Origin of the sequence: Pigmentiphaga sp., from assembly GCF_033795525.1 — a bacterium.
Lineage (GTDB): Bacteria > Pseudomonadota > Gammaproteobacteria > Burkholderiales > Burkholderiaceae_B > Pigmentiphaga.
This window is the reverse complement of the sequence record NZ_JARYGM010000003.1, coordinates 406577-424438: the sequence shown is the minus strand read 5'-3', so window position 1 is coordinate 424438 and position 17862 is coordinate 406577. Positions and strand designations below refer to the sequence as shown.

Genomic DNA, 17862 nt, shown 5'->3' with positions numbered 1-17862 from the left:
CTACAGCTTTTCGATGCCCGCGGCTTTCACGATACCGCCCCAGCGGGTCAGCTCGCTGGCGATCAACGCCGAGAACTCCGCGGCCGTACTGGTTTCCGGATCGAGCCCCATGCCGGCATAGCGTTGGCGCACCTCGGGCAGGGCGATGACGCGATGGACCTCCCGCTGCAGCCGCTCGACGATCGCCGGAGGCGTCCCGGCCGGCGCCAGCAGTCCCTGCCATAGCTGCATGTCCAGGCCTTTCAGGCCCAGGCTGGTGAAGGTCGGCACGCCAGGAAACGACGGATGTTCGGCGCGCGAAGTGATGGCGATGGCCTTGAGCTTGCCGCTTTTGATGCCGACGCCGATCGAGATCGAATCCGAGATGGTGGCCAGCACGTCGTTGGCCATGGCGGCGTTGACCGCGTCGGTGCTGCCTTTATAGAGGATTTCCTGGAACCGCGTGCCGGCCTGCAGGTTGAGCTGTTCGCCGATGAGCCGGAACGGTGCGGCGGCGGACGAGTAATTGGCCTTTTCGGGATGCGCCTTCGCATAGGCCAGCAGGTCGGGTAGGTTCTGCGCCGGCGCTCCCTTGTTGACCGCCATCAGCACCGGCAGCGACGCGACCAGCGAGATCGGCGCGAAATCCTTCGCGGAGTCGTACTTCACCTCCTTGTATAGCGCAGGATTGATCGCGAGCGCGCCGCTGGCGCCCAGCAGGATGGTATAGCCGTCGGGGGCGGCGCGGGCCACGTACTCGGTCGCGATCATCGAGGCCGCGCCCGGGCGGTTCTCGACGATGACCTGGACTCCCAGCCCTTCCGACATTTTCTGCGCGAGTACGCGCGCCAGGATATCGCTGCCGCCGCCCGCGGTGTAGCCCACCACCAGGCGGATCGGGCGGGCCGGGTAGTCGCTGGCGACGGCGGGCGCTTGAGCGATCGCGGCAAGCACGGCGGCCCCCGCCCATAGGCGTATGCAAGGCATGTTGTCTCCTGGATCGTTGGCTGCTTGTGCCCGGATCGGTGATCGCGGACTGGGCTGCTGCTCGTTTGGCAGTTCCAGGATAAATGTAAGGTATCCTTATATATTAGGAAACCCGGGGGAACCCTAGCGGCGGCCCCTCTGCCGCTCGGGTAAAGGCGAGGCTCGTGCCGCCCCTGCGTAATCAGTCCAGTCGTGCCAGGCAGTAGGCAGCGGTATCGTAGGGAACCGTCACCACGGCTTGATCGCGCAGTTCGGGTTCGGCTGCGATCAGCGCACGCAGCCGTTCATCGACTAGCGCTTGTTTTTGCGGGGGCAAGGCCGAAATGAAACTGGTCGAGCGTACGCGGTTCAGGATGACGTCTTCGGGTGAGCCGGTGTGATGGTTGGCATAGTGGCGCTCGTCCATGGCGCCAAAGCCGGGATGGGGAAATGCCTTGCGCCAAGCACCTGTGTAATAGCGCGGCGCGTCGCCTTCGAACTCGTTCACGATACTGTCCATCCGCGCCACCCACGGCACGCGCGCATCCCGCATATTCCAGACCAGCGCGAGCCGGCCGCCCGGCTTGAGCACGCGGTGGATCTCCGTCAGTGCTTCGGCCGTGGCGAACCAGTGGAAGGCTTGGGCGCACACGACGACATCGACGCTCGCATCGGGAAGCGGGATGGCCTCGGCTTTGCCGACCATAGTCCGCACGCCGGGCTGGGTTGCGGCAAGCTTGGCTAGCATGGCGGCAACCGGCTCCACGGCGATCACCCGCGCTCCGGTTGCCAGTAGGCGGGGCGTAAATTTTCCGGTGCCGGCGCCTAGATCGAGCACGGTGCTGCCTGCCGTCAGTCCCAGCGTCTCGTGTAGCCACGCGTCGATCTCCGGCGGGTAATCGGGACGCCCGCGGACATAAGTGTCGGCGCCTTTGGCATAGCCGTCGGCAGCGGCGCGGTGAATGGCGGGTGTGCTGTCCATGTTTTTCTCCGGTGGCGGGGGGCCGCCAGTCTTACCATGCAGCCGCGGCCCCGCCAAGTGGACCTTTTAGCGTTGTTGCCGCAGATGCGCCAGGCCTGCCGGAGTGGACGTTACGCGCGATCTCTCAAACGTGCAGCACGCCCTGCGCTTCGAAGGTCTCCCTGACCTGGGCCATCAGCGCGTGGAACGCCGGGTCCTGCAAGGCTTCCTTCCACCGGCGCGGCCGCGGCAACGGTATCGGCAACTCGAGCGCGATCCGGCCCGGGCGCGGGGACATGACGATGACACGGTCCGCCAGGAAGACCGCTTCGTCGATGCCGTGGGTGATGAACAGTACCGAGTTGCCCAGCGAGGTCCATAGCGCCTGCAGGTCGGCGATCATTTGCTCGCGCGTGAGGGCGTCCAGGGCGCCGAACGGCTCGTCCATCAACAGCAGGCGCGGGTTCTGGATCAGCGCACGGCACAGCGACACGCGCTGGCGCATGCCGCCGGACAGTTCGTGCGGATATTTGTTGCCGAAGCCCTCCAGCCCCACCTGCTTGAGCCAGGCCTCGGCCCGTTCGCGGTGCCGCGCCGTGAGTTTCTCCCGCAATCCCAGCGGCAGCAGGATGTTGTCCAGCACCGATCGCCACGGCAGCAGCTGGTCGGCCTGGAAGACGGTGGCCGATTCGGGATGGGGCCGGGCCAGTTCCTTGCCATCGACGCTGACATGGCCGGCCGTGGGCGTGTCCAGGCCCGCGGCCAGGGAGAGCAGCGTGCTCTTGCCGCAGCCGCTGGGGCCAACGACCGCGACGAACTCGCCCGGGGCGATCGTGAGGTCGAAGTCGTCGAGGGCGCACACCTCATCGCCTTCGCGCGTGTCGAACAGCTTGGTGACGCGCGCAAAGCGCAGGGTGGCGCCGTCGCGGACGCCGGCGGGAACGGGGGCGAGCCGGGCATTCATCGTTGCGTGTTCCGTGAGAAGACGAATCGGGACTCGACCAAGGCCAGCAGGCAGTACAGCAGCGAGCCCATGATGGCGATGATGAAGACCGAGGCGAGGTTGAGCGTGGTGTCGAAGTTGGCGTTGGCTTGCAGCTGCAGATACCCCAGGCCTTTTTCCGCGGCCACGTACTCGCCGATGACCGCGCCGATCACGGCCAGGCTCATGCCGACCTTGAAGCCGCCGAAGATATTCGGGAGCGCCGCGGGCAGCCGCACGCGGAAGAAGATCTGCCGTGGCGTGGCGCCCATGGAGCGCACGGCGTTGACCAGTCCCGGATCCACGCCCTTCAGGCCCAGCACGGTCGAGACCACGATGGGGAAGAAGGCCAGGAAGCCGGCCAGGAACAGCTTGGGTCCCCAGCCGTAGCCCAGGTACAGCACCAGCAGCGGCGCCAGCGCCACCTTGGGCACTGTCTGCAGGCCGGCAAGAATGGGATAGACCGCGCGCTCGAACAGCTTGGAGTAGAAGATGAGCAACGCCATCAGTATGCCGAGCATGGCGGCCATGGCAAAGCCCAATACCACCTCCAGGCCGGTGATCCAGGCGTGGCGCATGAACATCGGCCACTCGGCCGCGATGCGCTTGATGGTGGCGAACGGTGTGGGGAGAATGAATTCTGACAGGCCGGCTGCGGTGGCGCCCAGCTGCCAGGCCAGGACCAGCAGGACGACCAGGGCCGGCGCGGCGATCTTGTAGAGGCGCTGGCGACGGCGTTGCTGCTGCCGCCGTGCCGCGCGCTCGGCCTCGGTCCGGTAGGGGCTGGCCGGCCGGGGTGCCGATGCGGGCGGCGTGGCCCCGTGCGCCAGGACGTAGACGTCGCCGGGAGCCGGCCGGGCCTCGGCGCCGTGGCTGGCTGCATGGGCGCGGCCAGTGGAAGACGGATTGCGGGACATTGTCGAGGTAGCCATCATGCCATCGCCGGTTTGCCGTAGGTCAGGCGGAACATTTCGGCGATGTGCTCGCCCACCGTGCACGGCGCGTAGTCCGGTTCGCCGTCGGCGGGACGGCAGGTCGGCACGCATTCGACACGTGTGAAATGCTCGGGGTTGAAGAAGGAAGCCACCGAATAGCGATCGCGTCCGCTGGTGTTGTTCATGACCCGGTGCAGGGTCGATTGATACAGGTTGTTGGTCCAGCGGCGGACCATGTCGCCCAGGTTGACCACGAAGGTGTCCGGGATAGGCGTGGCACGCAGCCACACGCCGTCGCTATTGCGTACCTCGAGCCCGCCGCAGTCGTCCTGCAGCAGCAAGGTGATGGCGCCCCAGTCGGTATGGGCGCCGGCGCCGAGCTGGTTGAAGCCCGCGTCGGCGGGGTGCGGCGGATAATGCAGCAGGCGTACCGAGCACATCGGCTCGGCCAGGCCGGCGTCGAAGTAGGACTCGGGCAGTTCCAGCGATAGCGCCAGGCAGCGCATCAGGTGCCGGCCCAGCGCGATGACGCGCGCCTGGTAGTCCACCATCTGTTCGTGAAAGCCCGGCAGGCCGTCAGGCCACTGGTTGGGACCATGATTCGGCACGCCGCTGACCACCAGCGGGTGGTCCGCCGCCAGGTCGCGGGCGAACTGGAAGCCCTCTTTCAGGTCGGCCGGCGAATCGACGTCCAGGGTCTGGCTGCGCATGGGGTCGTAGCCGCGATGACACGGCGAATGGGCCATGGCAATGCGCATCTTGGCCTCGAGCGGCTGCGCAAAGAAGCGCCGGGCCTCATCCAGCTGCGCTGCCAGCACGTCGGACGGGATGCCGTGATTCGCCACGTAGAAAAAACCCGTGTCGCGGCAAGCCTGATGGATCTTCCAGGCGACTGCCTCGCGCCGCGCGAGTTCCGGCGAGAAGCTGTCGGCCAGGTCGATGACCGGGATCTCCCTGGCGGCATGGGGCGGTGTATAGAGAATCATGGCCGATGTCCGGACGGGTGCTTATTCAGTGAACAAGGCGTTGCTGTAGAAGGCGTCGACCGGCTTGTCGCCTTGCAGTTCGCCTACCGACTTGAGCATGTCGATGGCCGTCGACAAGTCCTTGGGGTCGATATAGCCGGCCGGCCGGTCACCGCGCTGGGGAATCGCCTCGAGCGTGGCGACGACCTGGGCCTTGACCACCTCGGGCTTGGGGCTGCCCGACCAGGCCTTGCGTATGGCCTCGGCGGCAGCGCCCGGATCCTTGCGCGCGGCCGTCACGCCCTCGTCCAGCGCGGCGAGGAAGTCGCTCAGCGGCTTGGCCTTCTTGGTCACCGCGTCGTCCTTGACCACGACCGACATGCCGGGCAGCACCAGCCCGAACTTCGAAAAGTCCAGCGTGACCAGCGGTTCCTTGCTGACGCTGGCCAGCAGCGGCGAATCCACGTTCAGGTAGGTCGTCAGCGCATCGACCCGGTTGGCCAGGAACTGCGACGATCGGACCTGGCTGTCCATCATCACGCGATCGATCTCGTCGCAGTCGACCTGGTTCATCTTGCAGACCACGCCCAGGTAGGACGCCACCGTATCGCCGACGGACACCGCAATCTTCTTGCCTTCGAGGTCCTTGGGGGTCGCGACGGGATTGGAGGCGTGCGAGAGGATGCCGATAGGCGCGCGCGGATGGTAGAGCGCGACGATCTTGACCGGCATGCCCTTGGAAATGGCGGTCAGCGCGAACGCGGCCGGTACCACGGCGGCGTCCTCCTGGCCTTGCAGCACCGCGCCCAGCGCCGCTTGCGCGCCCGCGCCCTCGCCCAGGCTGACCTCGAGCCCGCGCTTGGCGTAGGCGCCGATCTCCTTGGCCATGTAGAACTGCGCATACTCCCCCTTCAGTTTCCAGGAGTAACGCACCTTGAGCGATTCGGCGGCCGACAGGCCGGGCAGCAGGGCGGCGAGGGTGGCGCCCAGGACGAGGGCGGTCTTCAAACGGGTCGCGAGCATGGAAGGTCCTTGGTTTCGTGGGGCGGAAAGGAAAGGTTGCGGAATCAGGCTTGCGCCTGGGCGGCGATGATCTGGTCGCGGATCTCCCATCCCCGCAGCTTGCCGGGGTTCAGGAGGCCGTGCGGATCGAAGGCGAGCTTCTTCATGACGACCGCGGGATTGATCTGGCCCTGCTTGCCGTCTTCCACCACGTACACGTGCGGATTGGCGATGCCTACGCCGTGGTCGCGGTAGATCTGCATGATTTCGTTCAAGCGCTCGTCCGTGGTGTAGCGGATGATGGGCAGGCCGTTGCAGGTCAGCGTGCCGTCGCGCAGCCGCAGGAATTCGACGTGCATCAACACTTCGCCGCCCAGCAGCTTCTCCAGCTGGCGCACCTGTTCCAGGTTGCGCCCGGGCTGGAAGCTGCATTGGATATAGGTGAGGCCCCGATCGACCTTCAGCGCATGCATGGTGGTGTGGTTCCACGCATACTCGACCAGCGTGCGGCGCGTGGCCTGCACCTGCTCCGTGTCCTGCCGGTAGGTGATGCGCCCGCCGAACTCGCCCACGATCTGCTTCATCGCTGCTTCGTTGAATTCGGCCACGATCACCATCAGCGCATGGCAGCCCTCGGGCAGGAAGTCCTTCAGTGCTTCCATATAGCCGGGGATGGGCGCCGCCAGGAAGGTGACCGATTTCTTGATGATGCCGGGCGCCTGCGCGAGGGCCTGGGCGCAATCGAGCGCGCGATCGAAGTCCTCGAAAACGACGATGTTCTCCAGCCAGGGATGCGCCGGGGCCAGCGCCACTTCCAGCTCCAGCACGATGCCGTTGGTTCCGTAGCCGTGATGCAGCAGCAGCGCCTCGGGGCCGGACAATTCCACGATGCGCGGTTCCGCCTCCACCGTCATGGCCTTGATCGCCAGGACATTGCCAGGGGCGCCCAGGGGGCCGTAGGTAATCGAGCCGACGCCGCCGAACCCGCCGCCGAACAGTCCGCCCAGCGTGGCCATGCGGAAAGTGGAAGGCAGGCAGCGCAGTTCCCATCCGTCGGGGCGCGACTGCTGGTCGAAGTCGGAAAGCCGTATGCCGGCCTGTGCGCGCCCCACACCGTTGCGCACCCACAGCAGCTTGTTGAAGCGCGACAAATCCAGGATCAGGCCGCCATTGAGCGGCGTCGACTGCGCGTAGTTGCCGGTTCCGCCACCCCGCACCGTGAGCGGCACGCCATGGCGTGCGCAGGCGCCGACGACCTGGCGGATCTCGTCCTCGTCGCGCGGGCGCGCCACGGCATCGGCCTGCTTGTCGTCGAACAAGCGCTTGAGAACGGGGCTGAACCAGAAATAGTCCTGCGACAAGCGCTTGACGCGCGCGTCATCCACGATCCAGTCGATGGAAGGCAACTCGGCGCGAATCAGCTCGAGTTTGCGCAGGGTCAGCAGGCGGCTGTCGGCAGCGTTCATTGCGCGCCTCCGTCGGCCGCTTCCACGTGACCGGTGAACTGCGAGCGTCCCCACGACGGCTCGTCTCGCGTGACCCATTCGAGTTCGTGGAATTCCTTGATGGCGGCGGCCCAGCTCGTGGCCAGCGAATCGAGAATGGCCTCGCCCTGTTCTTTGGTGGCGCCGGTGGGGTCGCCGATGACCCCCGTCGGACCGAAGTCGCGCGCCACCCATGCCACGGCCGGACGGCCGTCCGGCGACAGCAGCTTGGACGGGAATTCGGGCGCGTAGTTGGCCACGGCGCGCTCCATATGCACGGTATCGGGCGCCAGGGCCAGCGTGATCGCGGTCTCGGCATGACCGGCGTGCATGGCCTGCTTCTTTTCTTTGTCCGACAGATAGCGGCCGGCCACGTGCGGCACGCGCCAGGTGAAGTGCGGCACGACCATATAGTCGCCGTGCCGCACGCGCAGCTCCCGCGCTGCCATTTCGATAGGCTGCGGTTGGCCGCCATGGCCGTTGATGATCAGCAGCTTGCGGAAGCCCGCGCGGTACACCGATTCGCCTATTTCCACCAGTATCGCCAGCAAGGTCTCGCCGGTGAGTGTGATCGTGCCGGGAAAATGCAGGTGTTCGTCCGATTTGCCGTACACCTGGGGCGGCAGCGCGAAGGCAGGTACCGAAGGATCCAGGCGTTCGAGCGCCTTGCCGGTAATGCCCGCGGCGATCAGGCTGTCGACCGCGCAGGGCAGGTGCGGCCCGTGCTGCTCGATCGCCGCCACCGGCAGCACGATGACCGTGTTTTCGCGGTCCGGCAGCGCAGCGATGTCCGACCAGCTCAGGTAGGGAAGAAAACGGTGGGGCGGCGTGAATCCGTGCAGCATGATGGTGTCGATAGATAAGGAGCGGTCAGCGGGACAAGGGGAGATAGGCGGTAGCTTCGACTTCGACCAGCATCTCGGCGCAAGGCATCAGGCCCGACACCTCGACCACCGTGGATACGGGCGGGTCGTCGGGGAAGAACTGCTTGCGGACGCGGTTGTAGTAGGGGAAGTGGTCCAGGTTCTTGAAGTACTGGACCAGCTTGAAGACGTCGGACATCCGGCCCCCGGCCGATTCGATGGTTTGCCGGATGCGATCCAGCACGTACCAGCTTTGCGCGAGGATGGGGCCTTCCTTGTAGTCGGTCGAGAACTCGCCGGTTTCGCCCAGGGCTTCCCGCGCATGTGCCGGCAGGTCGGCATAGCCGCGCACGATGCGGTTGGCGTCGGGATCGACCGCGATGATGCCCGACATGAAGATGAAATCGCCGACGCGCTTGTAGGCGGCGTAGCGGGCGAGCGGTTTGGCAACGGCGGGTTGGCTCAACGCGGCGGCTCCAGAAAACTTTCCAATCGGTCAAATCTTTTGGAAAGTTTCAAAGCAAGCGTCGTGCCAACGCGATGGCGGTCAGCCCGCTTCCGAGCCCAGCCCGCAGCCGCAAAGAATGAAGCGCGTCACTTCATCGACGATGTGCTCGTGCGGCAACGACGGCGACCCCACGCCGCCGAACATCAGTGCTATCTGCGGACCGTAGTCCGCGTAGTGCTGCGTGACCGTCCAGATGTGCATCAGGAACATGCGCGCATCGAGCGGCGGCATGAGCTTCTGGGCGATCCACCGCTCGATGGCGGCAACCTTGCGGTGGGCCGAAGCCGAGGCCTGCGGCCAATACTTCTTCAGGTAAGGCCCGCCGCTGAGCACCTCGCGCGTGAAGATGCGCGAGAGTTCCGGGAACGCGAACGAGTACTCGAGTTTGGCGCGGATGTAGTTGGCCAGCGCCGTGCGCGGATCGCCGGAGTGCTCGTCGAAGGTCGCTGCGCCCGCCCATGCGTTCAGCACCGATTGCAGCAATTCTTCATACAGCTCTTCTTTGCCGAGGATGTAGTAGTGCAGCTGCGCCTTGGTCATGCCGGCACGCGCCGCGATGGCCTGGGTCGAGGCGCCTTTGAGCCCGTGCAGTGCGAACTCGGTGATGGCGGCTGCGCGGATGCGGGCAAGCGCGGCTTCGCGGCCCTTGCGGGCGGGTTTGACGGGGGGCAAGAGCGTTGCAGTGGCGGTCATTCGTCGGTTCACGTTGTTGGTCTGCCCCGAAATGGGGCTGCGGTGTCCTGAATTGGTGCGGGCGCTTGGGACTGGTGCGCCCGCCGGCAGCGAAAACCGGCGGGTTGCCGCCAGCGCGGATGAGTGGTGCGGAGGCTTGCACGTTTCGCGCCAAGGCGGCGCGGCGGTCATGGCCGGGAGGCAAGCTCCCCAGGGTGCTTGCCGGCTCACCCGGGCGGCACGGACATGAGGCGAAGGGTAGGTATAACTGTATACAGAAATAGTGGAACGCCTCGGACATCTGTTGCATTTCCCAAAATTTTCTGCGGGTTTTCCCGGTATTTATCCCGTTTTGGTTCAGGAGCAAAATCAGCCTGTATACAGATCAACATTCGCCCCATCATCCCGCATGGCGCCCGGGCGGTGCCGCGCAGGGCAGGGCTTGGAGGAAAGACAATGTTCTTGAAGAATGCGTGGTACGTCGCCTGTACCCCCGATGAAATCGCCGAGAAGCCGCTGGGCCGCATGGTCTGCGGCGAGCGCATGGTGTTCTACCGCGGCAAGGACGGCGTCGTTTCCGCCCTGGAAGATTTCTGCCCTCACCGGGGCGCTCCCCTTTCACTGGGCTTCGTCGACAACGGTGAACTGGTCTGCGGCTATCACGGCCTGCGCATGAATGGCGACGGTACCTGCGCCGGCATGGTGGGGCAGCGCGTGCGCGCCTTCCCCAGCATCCGCAGCTTCCCCGCCGTGGAGCGCTACGGGTTCATCTGGGTCTGGCCCGGCGATGCCGAGCTGGCCGATCCTGCCAGGATCCACCACCTGGAGTGGGCGGACAACCCGGAATGGGCGTACGGCGGCGGCCTGTATCACATCAATTGCGACTATCGCCTGATGATCGACAATCTCATGGACTTGACCCACGAGACCTATGTCCACGCCAGCAGCATCGGCCAGGCGGAAATCGAAGAGTCGGTACCTTCCACCAAGACCGTGGGGGACGAGGTGATCACGAGCCGCCACATGGAAAACATCATGCCGCCCCCGTTCTGGGCCGCGGCGCTGCGCGGCAACGGGCTGGCCGACGACGTGCCGTGCGACCGTTGGCAGATCTGCCGCTTCTCGCCCCCTAGCCACGTCATGATTGAAGTGGGTGTGGCGCATGCCGGCAAGGGCGGCTACCACGCGCCGGCCGAATTCAAGGCGTCCAGCATCGTGGTCGACTTCATCACGCCGGAAACGGAAAGCTCGATCTGGTACTTCTGGGGCATGGCGCGCAACTTCAAGCCGGATGACGAACAGCTCACCGCCACGATCCGGGAAGGCCAAGGCAAGATCTTCGGGGAAGACCTCGACATGCTGGAAGCCCAGCAGCGCAACCTGTCCGAAAACCCGGGGCGCAAGATCCTCAAGCTCAACATCGATTCCGGCGGCGTCCAGTCCCGCGACGTGCTGGACCGCCTGCTGGCCGCCGAAGCGGCGCAGCGCGCCAGCCTCGGGAAGACCGCGGGCGAAGCCCCGGTGCATTTCACGCAGCGCACGGCAGCTACCGCCGGTTGATTTCCGGACCGGTCTAGCCTGGACCCGGCATGGCGACATCCATGCCGGGTTTTTTCGCGCCCGCGAGGACCGTCCGGCGCCGTTGCCTGCCGGCCTACTGTGGCATCGGCTGGGCGATGTGGCGGCGCAGTTCTGCCAGCTTGGCCTTGAGCGCGCGGCGGTTTTCCGGGCCCATGCGCAACAGGATTTTCTGCCCGGCGGGCAGCGCTTCGAGCGAAGGGTCGGAATACTGATAGCGGGCCCATGGGCGCTGCAGTTCCTTGGGACCCTTGACCTCGGGAAGGTCGACGGCGATCGGCTCGGCCGGATCGGGCGTGGCAAGCAGAATGTCTATCACGGCCACCAGGCGGTCGTTGAAGTAGCCCCGCGGATAGCCCAGTTCTTCGTACGCCTGCTGGAACTGCGGGTAGAGCTGCCGGTAGAGCGCCGCCGCCCGCCCGGCGTCCACCGCGGCGATTGCCGCCACGAAGGGCTTGTAGCGGTCGTAGTTGGCGGCGGCGATGTGTTCGTCGGGAGCCGCGCCGTCCAGGGCCAGCCGGCCCGGGGTGGGATTGACCGGCCAGACCGTCGGCGGCGCGTGCGGGCGCGCCAGGTTGTCTACCGTGGCGACCGCACGCTGGATGAACCGGTCGAGATTGAAGAAGGCCAGAACGCTATCCCGGCTCAGCAGTCCGCTAAGCGCGACGTTGATGTCAGGCGGGGCGGCGCGCTGGGGTTCCTCGGCCGCGGCAGCGGGCGGCTCGATCGGATGCTGGATCTCCGGTGCGGGCGCGGGCGGCGCGATTGGTTCGGTCGGCTCGGCCACCACCGGAGGCGGCGGCTCCACGTTGGCTGTGGGCGGCACGGGTTCCGGCCGCAGGTACAGGTAGAGGCCGGTGCCGATGGCTGCCAGGGCCAGCACTATGACGAAGGATGACAGTCGATTCATGACGGGCCTAAATCGGAAGAATCACGGACACTGTACCAGCCATCTGTCCACCGGCCCAAACGGCGGATAGCGTGTTGCCGCATCCGCATGAAGGCGTGCGGAAATGCACACCGGCGGCACGGCTGGCGACCCTCGCGGCGCGCAGGTTTGCTATCCTGGATACGTCCGGCCGCTGGCTGTGGAGACCGCCAGGCCGGCTGTCCAACGCGCACCCGATTGCGCTTCCCACCGCGAACTGGATTTCCTGCCATGCCTGACAGCCAAACCCAACAGAACAAGGCGCCGGTGCGCCAAGAGCGTCATGACAATGTCGGCGTCATCGTCATCGATCGTCCCGAACGGAAAAACGCCCTCAATGCCGAGGTGAAGGGCACGCTCATCCGATACCTGCACGAGCTCGAGCAGGATCCGGGCGTCGGCTGCATCGTGCTGACCGGCGCGGGGGGTTACTTCGTCGCGGGCTCGGACATCGTCGAAATGTCCGCCATGCGGCCGACCGACCATGCCCTGCAAGGCGGCGACCAGGTGTTCCACGTGCTGCGTACGCTCGGCAAGCCGGTCATCGCCGCCGTCGAGGGCTTTGCGCTGGGCGGCGGCTGCGAGCTGGCGCTGGCTTGCGACATCATCATCGCAGCCGAGGGCGCCAGTTTCGGCCAGCCCGAGATCAAGGTCGGCATCATCCCGGGCGGCGGGGGTACGCAGCGCCTGTTGCGTACCGCGGGCAAGTACAAGACGCTGCTGTGGGCGCTCACGGGCGAGCGGATTCCCGCCAAGACCGCCTACCACGCCAATATGGTCAGCGAATTGGTGCCCGACGGCACCGCGCTCGAGCGCGCCGTCGCGCTGGGACGGCAGATCTGCGCCATGCCGCCGCTGGCCGTGCGCGCCATACGCGATGCGGTGCGCCTGGGCGCCGACGCCAGCCTCGAAGCCGGCTTGGCGCTCGAGCGCCGCGCTTTCGAGCGGCTGTTCGACAGCGAAGACCAGAAGGAAGGCATGCGCGCCTTCATGGAAAAACGCGCCCCGGTGTTCAAGGGGCGTTGACGCGAACGCTGCGTCCCGCTTGTTGCACCCCCAGGCCGGCCGCTGCGGCATCCGCCGCCAGCGGCCGGTTTGTCTTGCGAGCCGGCTTAGGTACTGAAGCCGGCCTATGCATTGAATAGTGATTCAAGATTGAGAGCGTTGAATCAATATTCAAGATTGAAGTGCCCGACGTGACTCCCTATCATGGCCTCCGCCAATAAACCGGCCGCCTCCGCGGGCGCACGCGCCCGCGGGCAGCGGCCCATAGCGAGGAGACATGATGAAGCACGCATATCGCGCGGCGCTGGCCGCGGCGCTCATCGGTTGTTGCGCCGCCCAGGCCGTCTACGCACAGGATTATCCCGATAAACCGATACGCATCATCGTGCCGCTGCCGCCCGGCGGTTCGAATGACGTGCTCGCCCGCCTGCTCAGCCAGGAGATGTCGGAAACCTTCGGCCAGCCCGTGGTGGTGGAAAACAAGCCCGGCGCGGCCGGCAACATCGGAACCGATCTCGTGGCCAAGTCCAAGCCGGACGGCTACACGCTGGGCATTGCGCCCAACCAGACCGTGGCGGTCAATCCCGCCTTGTATCCCAAGCTTCCGTTCGACGTACAGAAGGAGCTGACGGGCGTCGGGCTGCTGGCCACGGTGCCCATGGCGCTGGTGGTGCCCAGCCAGTTCAAGGCCAACTCCATCGACGACCTCATCACCATGGCCAAGGCCGCGCCTACCAAGTTGACGTATGCCTCGGCCGGGGCCGGCAGTCCCCAGCACATGTCGGCGGAGATCTTCCAGTCCCTGACCTCGACGCAGCTGACGCACGTGCCCTACAAGGGGTCGAGCCCGGCGCTGGTCGACGTACTGGCCGGTACGGTCGACGTCATGTTCTGCCCCATCAACTCCGCCCTTCCCTATATCCAGAACGGCCGGTTGAAGGCGCTGGGCGTGACCGGGGCGCAGCGCTTCCAAACCCTGCCTGAGGTGCCCACCATCGCAGAGAAGGTCAAGGGCTTTGAAAGCGACATCTGGATCGGCCTGATTGCGCCCGCCGGCACCCCGCCCGCCGTCGTGGCGAAGCTGAATGCCGAGGTGAACCGGGTGCTCAAGCTGCCCGCGGCGCAAGCCAAGCTGACCGAGCAGGGCATACAGGCGGCGACCAGCACGCCGGAGGAGTTCACGCGCATGATGTTGACCGACCGCCAGCGCTGGGCCGAGGTCATCAAGCGCGCCAACATCCGCGTCGATTGAACCGTTTCCGCATCGTTTCTTTTATCTCCATAGGAATCTCCATGAAGTCCTCGACCGAATCCCTGGTGCGCCGCGATGAACCGCAACCCTGGAACGACGATGGTGTCGTATGGGGCAGCGACAGGATTGCCGACATGCTGCGCGCGCTCGACATTCCGTACTTGATCCTGAATCCGGGTTCGAGCTACCGGGGGCTGCACGACAGCCTGGTCAATCACCTGGGCAACCGCCAGCCGCAGATGATCGTGGTTCTGCACGAGGAGCACGCGGTCGCGATCGCGCACGGCTACGCCAAGGTAACGGGCAAGCCGCTGGGCGCCGCGCTGCATGCCAACGTCGGGCTCATGCATGGCTCCATGGCCATCTACGATGCCTGGGTCGACCGCGCGCCGGTAATCATCCTGGGCGCTACCGGGCCGGTCGATGCAGCCAAGCGGCGCCCGTGGATAGATTGGATCCACACCGCGCAGGACCAGGGCGCGCTGATCCGCCACTTCATCAAGTGGGATGCCCAGCCCGCGTCCGTGCCCGCCGCGCTCGAGGCGCTGCTGCGGGCGCGCCAGATCGCCACCAGCGCGCCGCAAGGTCCGGTATACGTGTGCCTGGATGCCTCGCTGCAAGAGGCGCGCTGCGAGCAGGACCATCCCCTGCCCGATCCGTCGCGCTACCTGGCGCCGCCGCCGGCCCGGCCCGCGGATGAGCAGGTCAGGCAGGCGGCCCAATGGCTGTCTCAGGCCAAGCGGCCGGTCATCCTTGCCGGCCGGGTTTCGCGTTCCGAGGAGGGATGGGCGCAGCGCGTGCGGCTGGCCGAGACTTTGCAGGCGCAGGTGCTGACCGATCTGCGCGTCGGCGCCGCTTTTCCCACCGATCATCCCCTGCATGCGGCGCCCTGCGGCATGTTCCTCAATCCGCAGTCGGAGAAGGTATTGCGCGAGGCCGATGTGGTCCTCAGCCTGGATTGGCTGGATCTTGCCGGTACGCTTAAGCAGGCCTGGGGAAGCGACCCGGTGGGCAGCCGCATCATCCAGGTGTCGGTAGACCATTACAACCATAACGGCTGGAGCATGGACCATCAGGGACTGCCGCCGGTCGACCTGTTCCTGTTGTCCGAGCCCGAACCCGCCGTCGCGCTGCTCAACGAACATGTCACGCCTCGCCAGGTTCCGCCACCGCCGCGCGCCCCCCTGCAGCGGCCGGCGATCCCGGAGGATCCCGCAGCACCGATGTCGGTGCCCACCGTGGCCGCCGTGCTGCGCAAGGTGGTGGCGGATGCGCCGACGTGCCTTATGCGCCTGCCGCTGAGCTGGAGTGGCGATTTGTGGGACTTCCGGCACCCGCTGGACTTCATTGGCTACGACGGCGGAGGCGGCGTGGGATCCGGTCCCGGCATGGCGATCGGTTCGGCCCTCGCGCTCAAGGGAAGCGAGCGGCTGCCGGTGGCATTGATCGGCGACGGCGATTTCATGATGGGCGCCAACGCGCTGTGGACGGCCGCCAATGCCGGCATTCCTATGCTGATGATCGTGTGCAACAACCGGTCGTTTTTCAACGACGAGATTCACCAGGAACGGGTGGCGCGGCAGCGCGGCCGGCCGGTCGAGAACCGGTGGGTCGGCCAGCGCATCGACGAGCCGGCGCCGGACTTGGCCGCCATCGCGCGCGCGCAGGGCTTGACCGGCATAGGGCCGGTGCATCGGGCGGCGGAATTGGAGCGGGTGCTGGCCGAAGCTGTCGCCGAGGTCAGGCAAGGCGGCATCGTGGTCGTGGATGCCATCGTGCAGCCGGGCTACAACCCCGCCATGACGGCCGGGCTGACGCGCTCCACCCACTGAGCGCCGGTCTGCCGGACGACACTGCGGCTGCGCCTGCGTGGCCGCTACCATTTCTACTTCGCGGAGATTTTCCATGCGTGCTTACGAGATCCCCGAGGGCATCCTGCCGGCCCAGCGCGGTCTTTTCTACGGCGGCGCCTGGCACGCCCCCCGATCGGGCGAATATGCCGACACCATCAATCCGGCCTATGACGAGCCGATCACCCAAGCGCCAGTGGCCGGCGCGGATGACGTGGATGCCGCCGTGCGCGCGGCCCATGCGGCATTTCCCGGCTGGGCCGGTACGCCGCCCGCCCGGCGGGCCGATTACCTGCGGCGGGCCGCCGCGGTGCTGCGTGCCCATGCGGAACCCCTGGCGCAGCTCGATTCGCTCAACAATGGCAATCCTGTTTCCATCCTGCTGCACGATGCGGGTTTTGCGGCCGACGGCCTGGAATACTTTGCCGGCCTGGCTACCGAGGTAAAGGGCGAAACCATTCCCATGGGGGACGGGAACCTGAACTACACCGTGCAGGAGCCCATGGGCGTCATTGCCCGCATCGTCGCCTATAACCATCCGTTGATGTTCGCGGCGCTGCGCATCGCCGCGCCGCTGGCCGCCGGCAATACGGTCGTGGTCAAGGCGCCGGACCAGGCGCCGCTGTCCATCATCCGGCTGGCCGAGCTGATCGGCGATATTTTTCCGCCCGGCGTGGTGAATTTCCTGTGCGGCGGCCGCGAATGCGGCGACGCCATGTCGCGGCACCCGCTGGTGCGCAAGATCACGCTTATCGGCGGCGTGCCGACGGGCAAGGCAGTCATGGAGACCGCGGCCAAGGATCTCAAGCCGGTGCTGCTCGAGCTGGGTGGCAAGAACGCGCTGATTGCTTATCCGGACGCCGAGCTGGACAAGCTGGTGCATGGCATCATCGGTGGCATGAACTTCACCTGGTCGGGACAGAGCTGCGGGTCCACCAGCCGCGTGTTCCTCCACGAATCCATCCATGACCAGGTGCTGGCCGAAGTGGCGCGCCTGCTGCCCGAGCGCCACAAGCCCGGCATTCCGACCGATCCCGCCACCACCATGGGGGCCTTGGTCAGCCGCGCCCAGCTGCAGAAAGTCGAAGGTTTTGTCGCGTCGGCACTGGAAGAAGGCGCCCGGCTGGTCTGCGGCGGCAGGCGTCCAGCCGATCCCGCGCTGGCAAGCGGTTTCTTCTTCGAGCCCACGGTTTTCGCCGATGTCCAGCCTCACATGCGGCTGGCGCGCGAGGAGGTCTTCGGCCCCATCCTGTCGGTTTTCAAATGGCGCGACGAAGACACGCTGTTCGAACAAGTAAACAGCGTGGAATTCGGCCTGACCGGCTCGATCTGGACCCGCGACCTGAATACCGCCCACCGCGCGGCACGGCGCATGACCACCGGCTATGTATGGATCAACAACACCAGCCAGCACTTCCTGGGCGCGCCTTTCGGCGGGGTCAAGCAGTCCGGTATCGGCCGCGAGGAGTGCTTTGCCGAGCTGCTCGAATTCACCTATACCAAGAACGTGAACGTCAAGCTGGGCTGATTACTGCTGTTCGAAGCGGGCGAATCGCCGGTCGATGAACTGGCGTTCGCTCGTGAGCTCGTCCACACGGGCCTGCGGCGGGCCCTGGCGCATCCATTCGAGCATCTGGTCGACCTGGTCCGGCGTGCCCTGGACCAGCGCCTCGACCGAACCGTCCTCGTTGTTGCGTACCCATCCGCCTACCCCTACCAGATGGGCGCGGCGGACGGTGGCCAGCCGGTAGCCCACGCCCTGGACCTTGCCGGTGACGCGGACGATGACGGTTTCCAAAGGATGGGAGCTGTCGAGTTCTTGCATGGCGGATATCGCTAGGATCGGGCAGGTGGTTGTCGTGGGTCGCCGGGCGCCTGTCCCGGCGTAAAAGTCTACCAGCGGAAATTATCCATTGGATTCATTGATGGCCA

General features: G+C 66.1%; 17 protein-coding genes. 5 read left to right on the top strand and 12 right to left on the bottom strand.

What is annotated here, in order from left to right; genetic code table 11:
* From QHC78_RS10605 to QHC78_RS10560, 10 genes are all read right to left on the bottom strand, one after another.
* On the bottom strand, positions 1–966 hold the full coding sequence (locus tag QHC78_RS10605) for a Bug family tripartite tricarboxylate transporter substrate binding protein (protein WP_319744228.1): 966 nt from the start codon (positions 964–966) through the stop codon (positions 1–3).
* Between the two features lie 181 nt (positions 967–1147).
* Positions 1148–1927, bottom strand: a complete 780-nt coding sequence (locus QHC78_RS10600; RefSeq protein WP_319744226.1) for a class I SAM-dependent methyltransferase — start codon at positions 1925–1927, stop codon at positions 1148–1150.
* A gap of 124 nt (positions 1928–2051) precedes the next feature.
* Positions 2052–2870, bottom strand: a complete 819-nt coding sequence (locus tag QHC78_RS10595; RefSeq protein WP_319744224.1) for an ABC transporter ATP-binding protein — start codon at positions 2868–2870, stop codon at positions 2052–2054.
* Positions 2867–3823 (bottom strand): ABC transporter permease, encoded by a 957-nt coding sequence (locus QHC78_RS10590; RefSeq protein ID WP_319744222.1) that lies wholly within the window; start codon positions 3821–3823, stop codon positions 2867–2869. The genes QHC78_RS10595 and QHC78_RS10590 overlap by 4 nt, the downstream gene beginning before the upstream one ends.
* On the bottom strand, positions 3820–4809 hold the full coding sequence (locus QHC78_RS10585) for an isopenicillin N synthase family dioxygenase (protein ID WP_319744220.1): 990 nt from the start codon (positions 4807–4809) through the stop codon (positions 3820–3822). The genes QHC78_RS10590 and QHC78_RS10585 overlap by 4 nt, the downstream gene beginning before the upstream one ends.
* A 21-nt stretch (positions 4810–4830) precedes the next feature.
* Positions 4831–5811, bottom strand: coding sequence for an ABC transporter substrate-binding protein (locus QHC78_RS10580; RefSeq protein WP_319744218.1), 981 nt, complete (start codon positions 5809–5811; stop codon positions 4831–4833).
* A gap of 44 nt (positions 5812–5855) precedes the next feature.
* Positions 5856–7256, bottom strand: a complete 1401-nt coding sequence (locus QHC78_RS10575) for an FAD-binding oxidoreductase (RefSeq protein WP_319744216.1) — start codon at positions 7254–7256, stop codon at positions 5856–5858.
* Complete coding sequence (locus tag QHC78_RS10570; RefSeq protein ID WP_319744214.1) at positions 7253–8119, bottom strand: creatininase family protein; 867 nt, start codon at positions 8117–8119, stop codon at positions 7253–7255. The genes QHC78_RS10575 and QHC78_RS10570 overlap by 4 nt, the downstream gene beginning before the upstream one ends.
* A gap of 25 nt (positions 8120–8144) precedes the next feature.
* Positions 8145–8603: a RidA family protein gene (locus QHC78_RS10565; RefSeq protein WP_319744212.1), complete on the bottom strand. Its 459-nt coding sequence runs from the start codon at positions 8601–8603 to the stop codon at positions 8145–8147.
* An 81-nt stretch (positions 8604–8684) separates the two neighbouring features.
* A complete protein-coding gene (locus QHC78_RS10560; RefSeq protein WP_319744210.1) occupies positions 8685–9338 on the bottom strand; it encodes a TetR/AcrR family transcriptional regulator in 654 nt (217 codons plus the stop codon).
* Positions 9339–9773: 435 nt separating this feature from the next.
* On the opposite strand from QHC78_RS10560, the gene QHC78_RS10555 reads away from it, so the two are divergent.
* On the top strand, positions 9774–10877 hold the full coding sequence (locus QHC78_RS10555; protein ID WP_319744208.1) for an aromatic ring-hydroxylating dioxygenase subunit alpha: 1104 nt from the start codon (positions 9774–9776) through the stop codon (positions 10875–10877).
* A gap of 94 nt (positions 10878–10971) precedes the next feature.
* Here the strand turns inward: QHC78_RS10555 and QHC78_RS10550 are convergent, their stop codons facing one another.
* Positions 10972–11805, bottom strand: coding sequence for a DUF3014 domain-containing protein (locus QHC78_RS10550; RefSeq protein WP_319744206.1), 834 nt, complete (start codon positions 11803–11805; stop codon positions 10972–10974).
* Positions 11806–12054: 249 nt separating this feature from the next.
* Between QHC78_RS10550 and QHC78_RS10545 the strand changes: the two genes are divergently transcribed.
* The 4 genes from QHC78_RS10545 to QHC78_RS10530 all read left to right on the top strand — a co-directional run bounded on the left by QHC78_RS10545 (position 12055) and on the right by QHC78_RS10530 (position 17458).
* Positions 12055–12849 carry an enoyl-CoA hydratase-related protein gene (locus QHC78_RS10545; RefSeq protein WP_319744204.1) on the top strand — a complete coding sequence of 265 codons (795 nt, stop codon included), beginning with the start codon at positions 12055–12057 and terminating at the stop codon, positions 12847–12849.
* 256 nt (positions 12850–13105) lie between these two features.
* Positions 13106–14080 carry a Bug family tripartite tricarboxylate transporter substrate binding protein gene (locus QHC78_RS10540; protein ID WP_319744202.1) on the top strand — a complete coding sequence of 325 codons (975 nt, stop codon included), beginning with the start codon at positions 13106–13108 and terminating at the stop codon, positions 14078–14080.
* Between the two features lie 41 nt (positions 14081–14121).
* A complete protein-coding gene (locus QHC78_RS10535; protein WP_319744200.1) occupies positions 14122–15912 on the top strand; it encodes a thiamine pyrophosphate-binding protein in 1791 nt (596 codons plus the stop codon).
* Positions 15913–15985: 73 nt separating this feature from the next.
* Positions 15986–17458 (top strand): aldehyde dehydrogenase family protein, encoded by a 1473-nt coding sequence (locus QHC78_RS10530; protein ID WP_319744198.1) that lies wholly within the window; start codon positions 15986–15988, stop codon positions 17456–17458.
* On the opposite strand, the gene QHC78_RS10525 is transcribed toward QHC78_RS10530, so the two are convergent.
* On the bottom strand, positions 17459–17755 hold the full coding sequence (locus QHC78_RS10525; RefSeq protein WP_319744195.1) for an acylphosphatase: 297 nt from the start codon (positions 17753–17755) through the stop codon (positions 17459–17461).
* Positions 17756–17862: the final 107 nt, after the last annotated feature.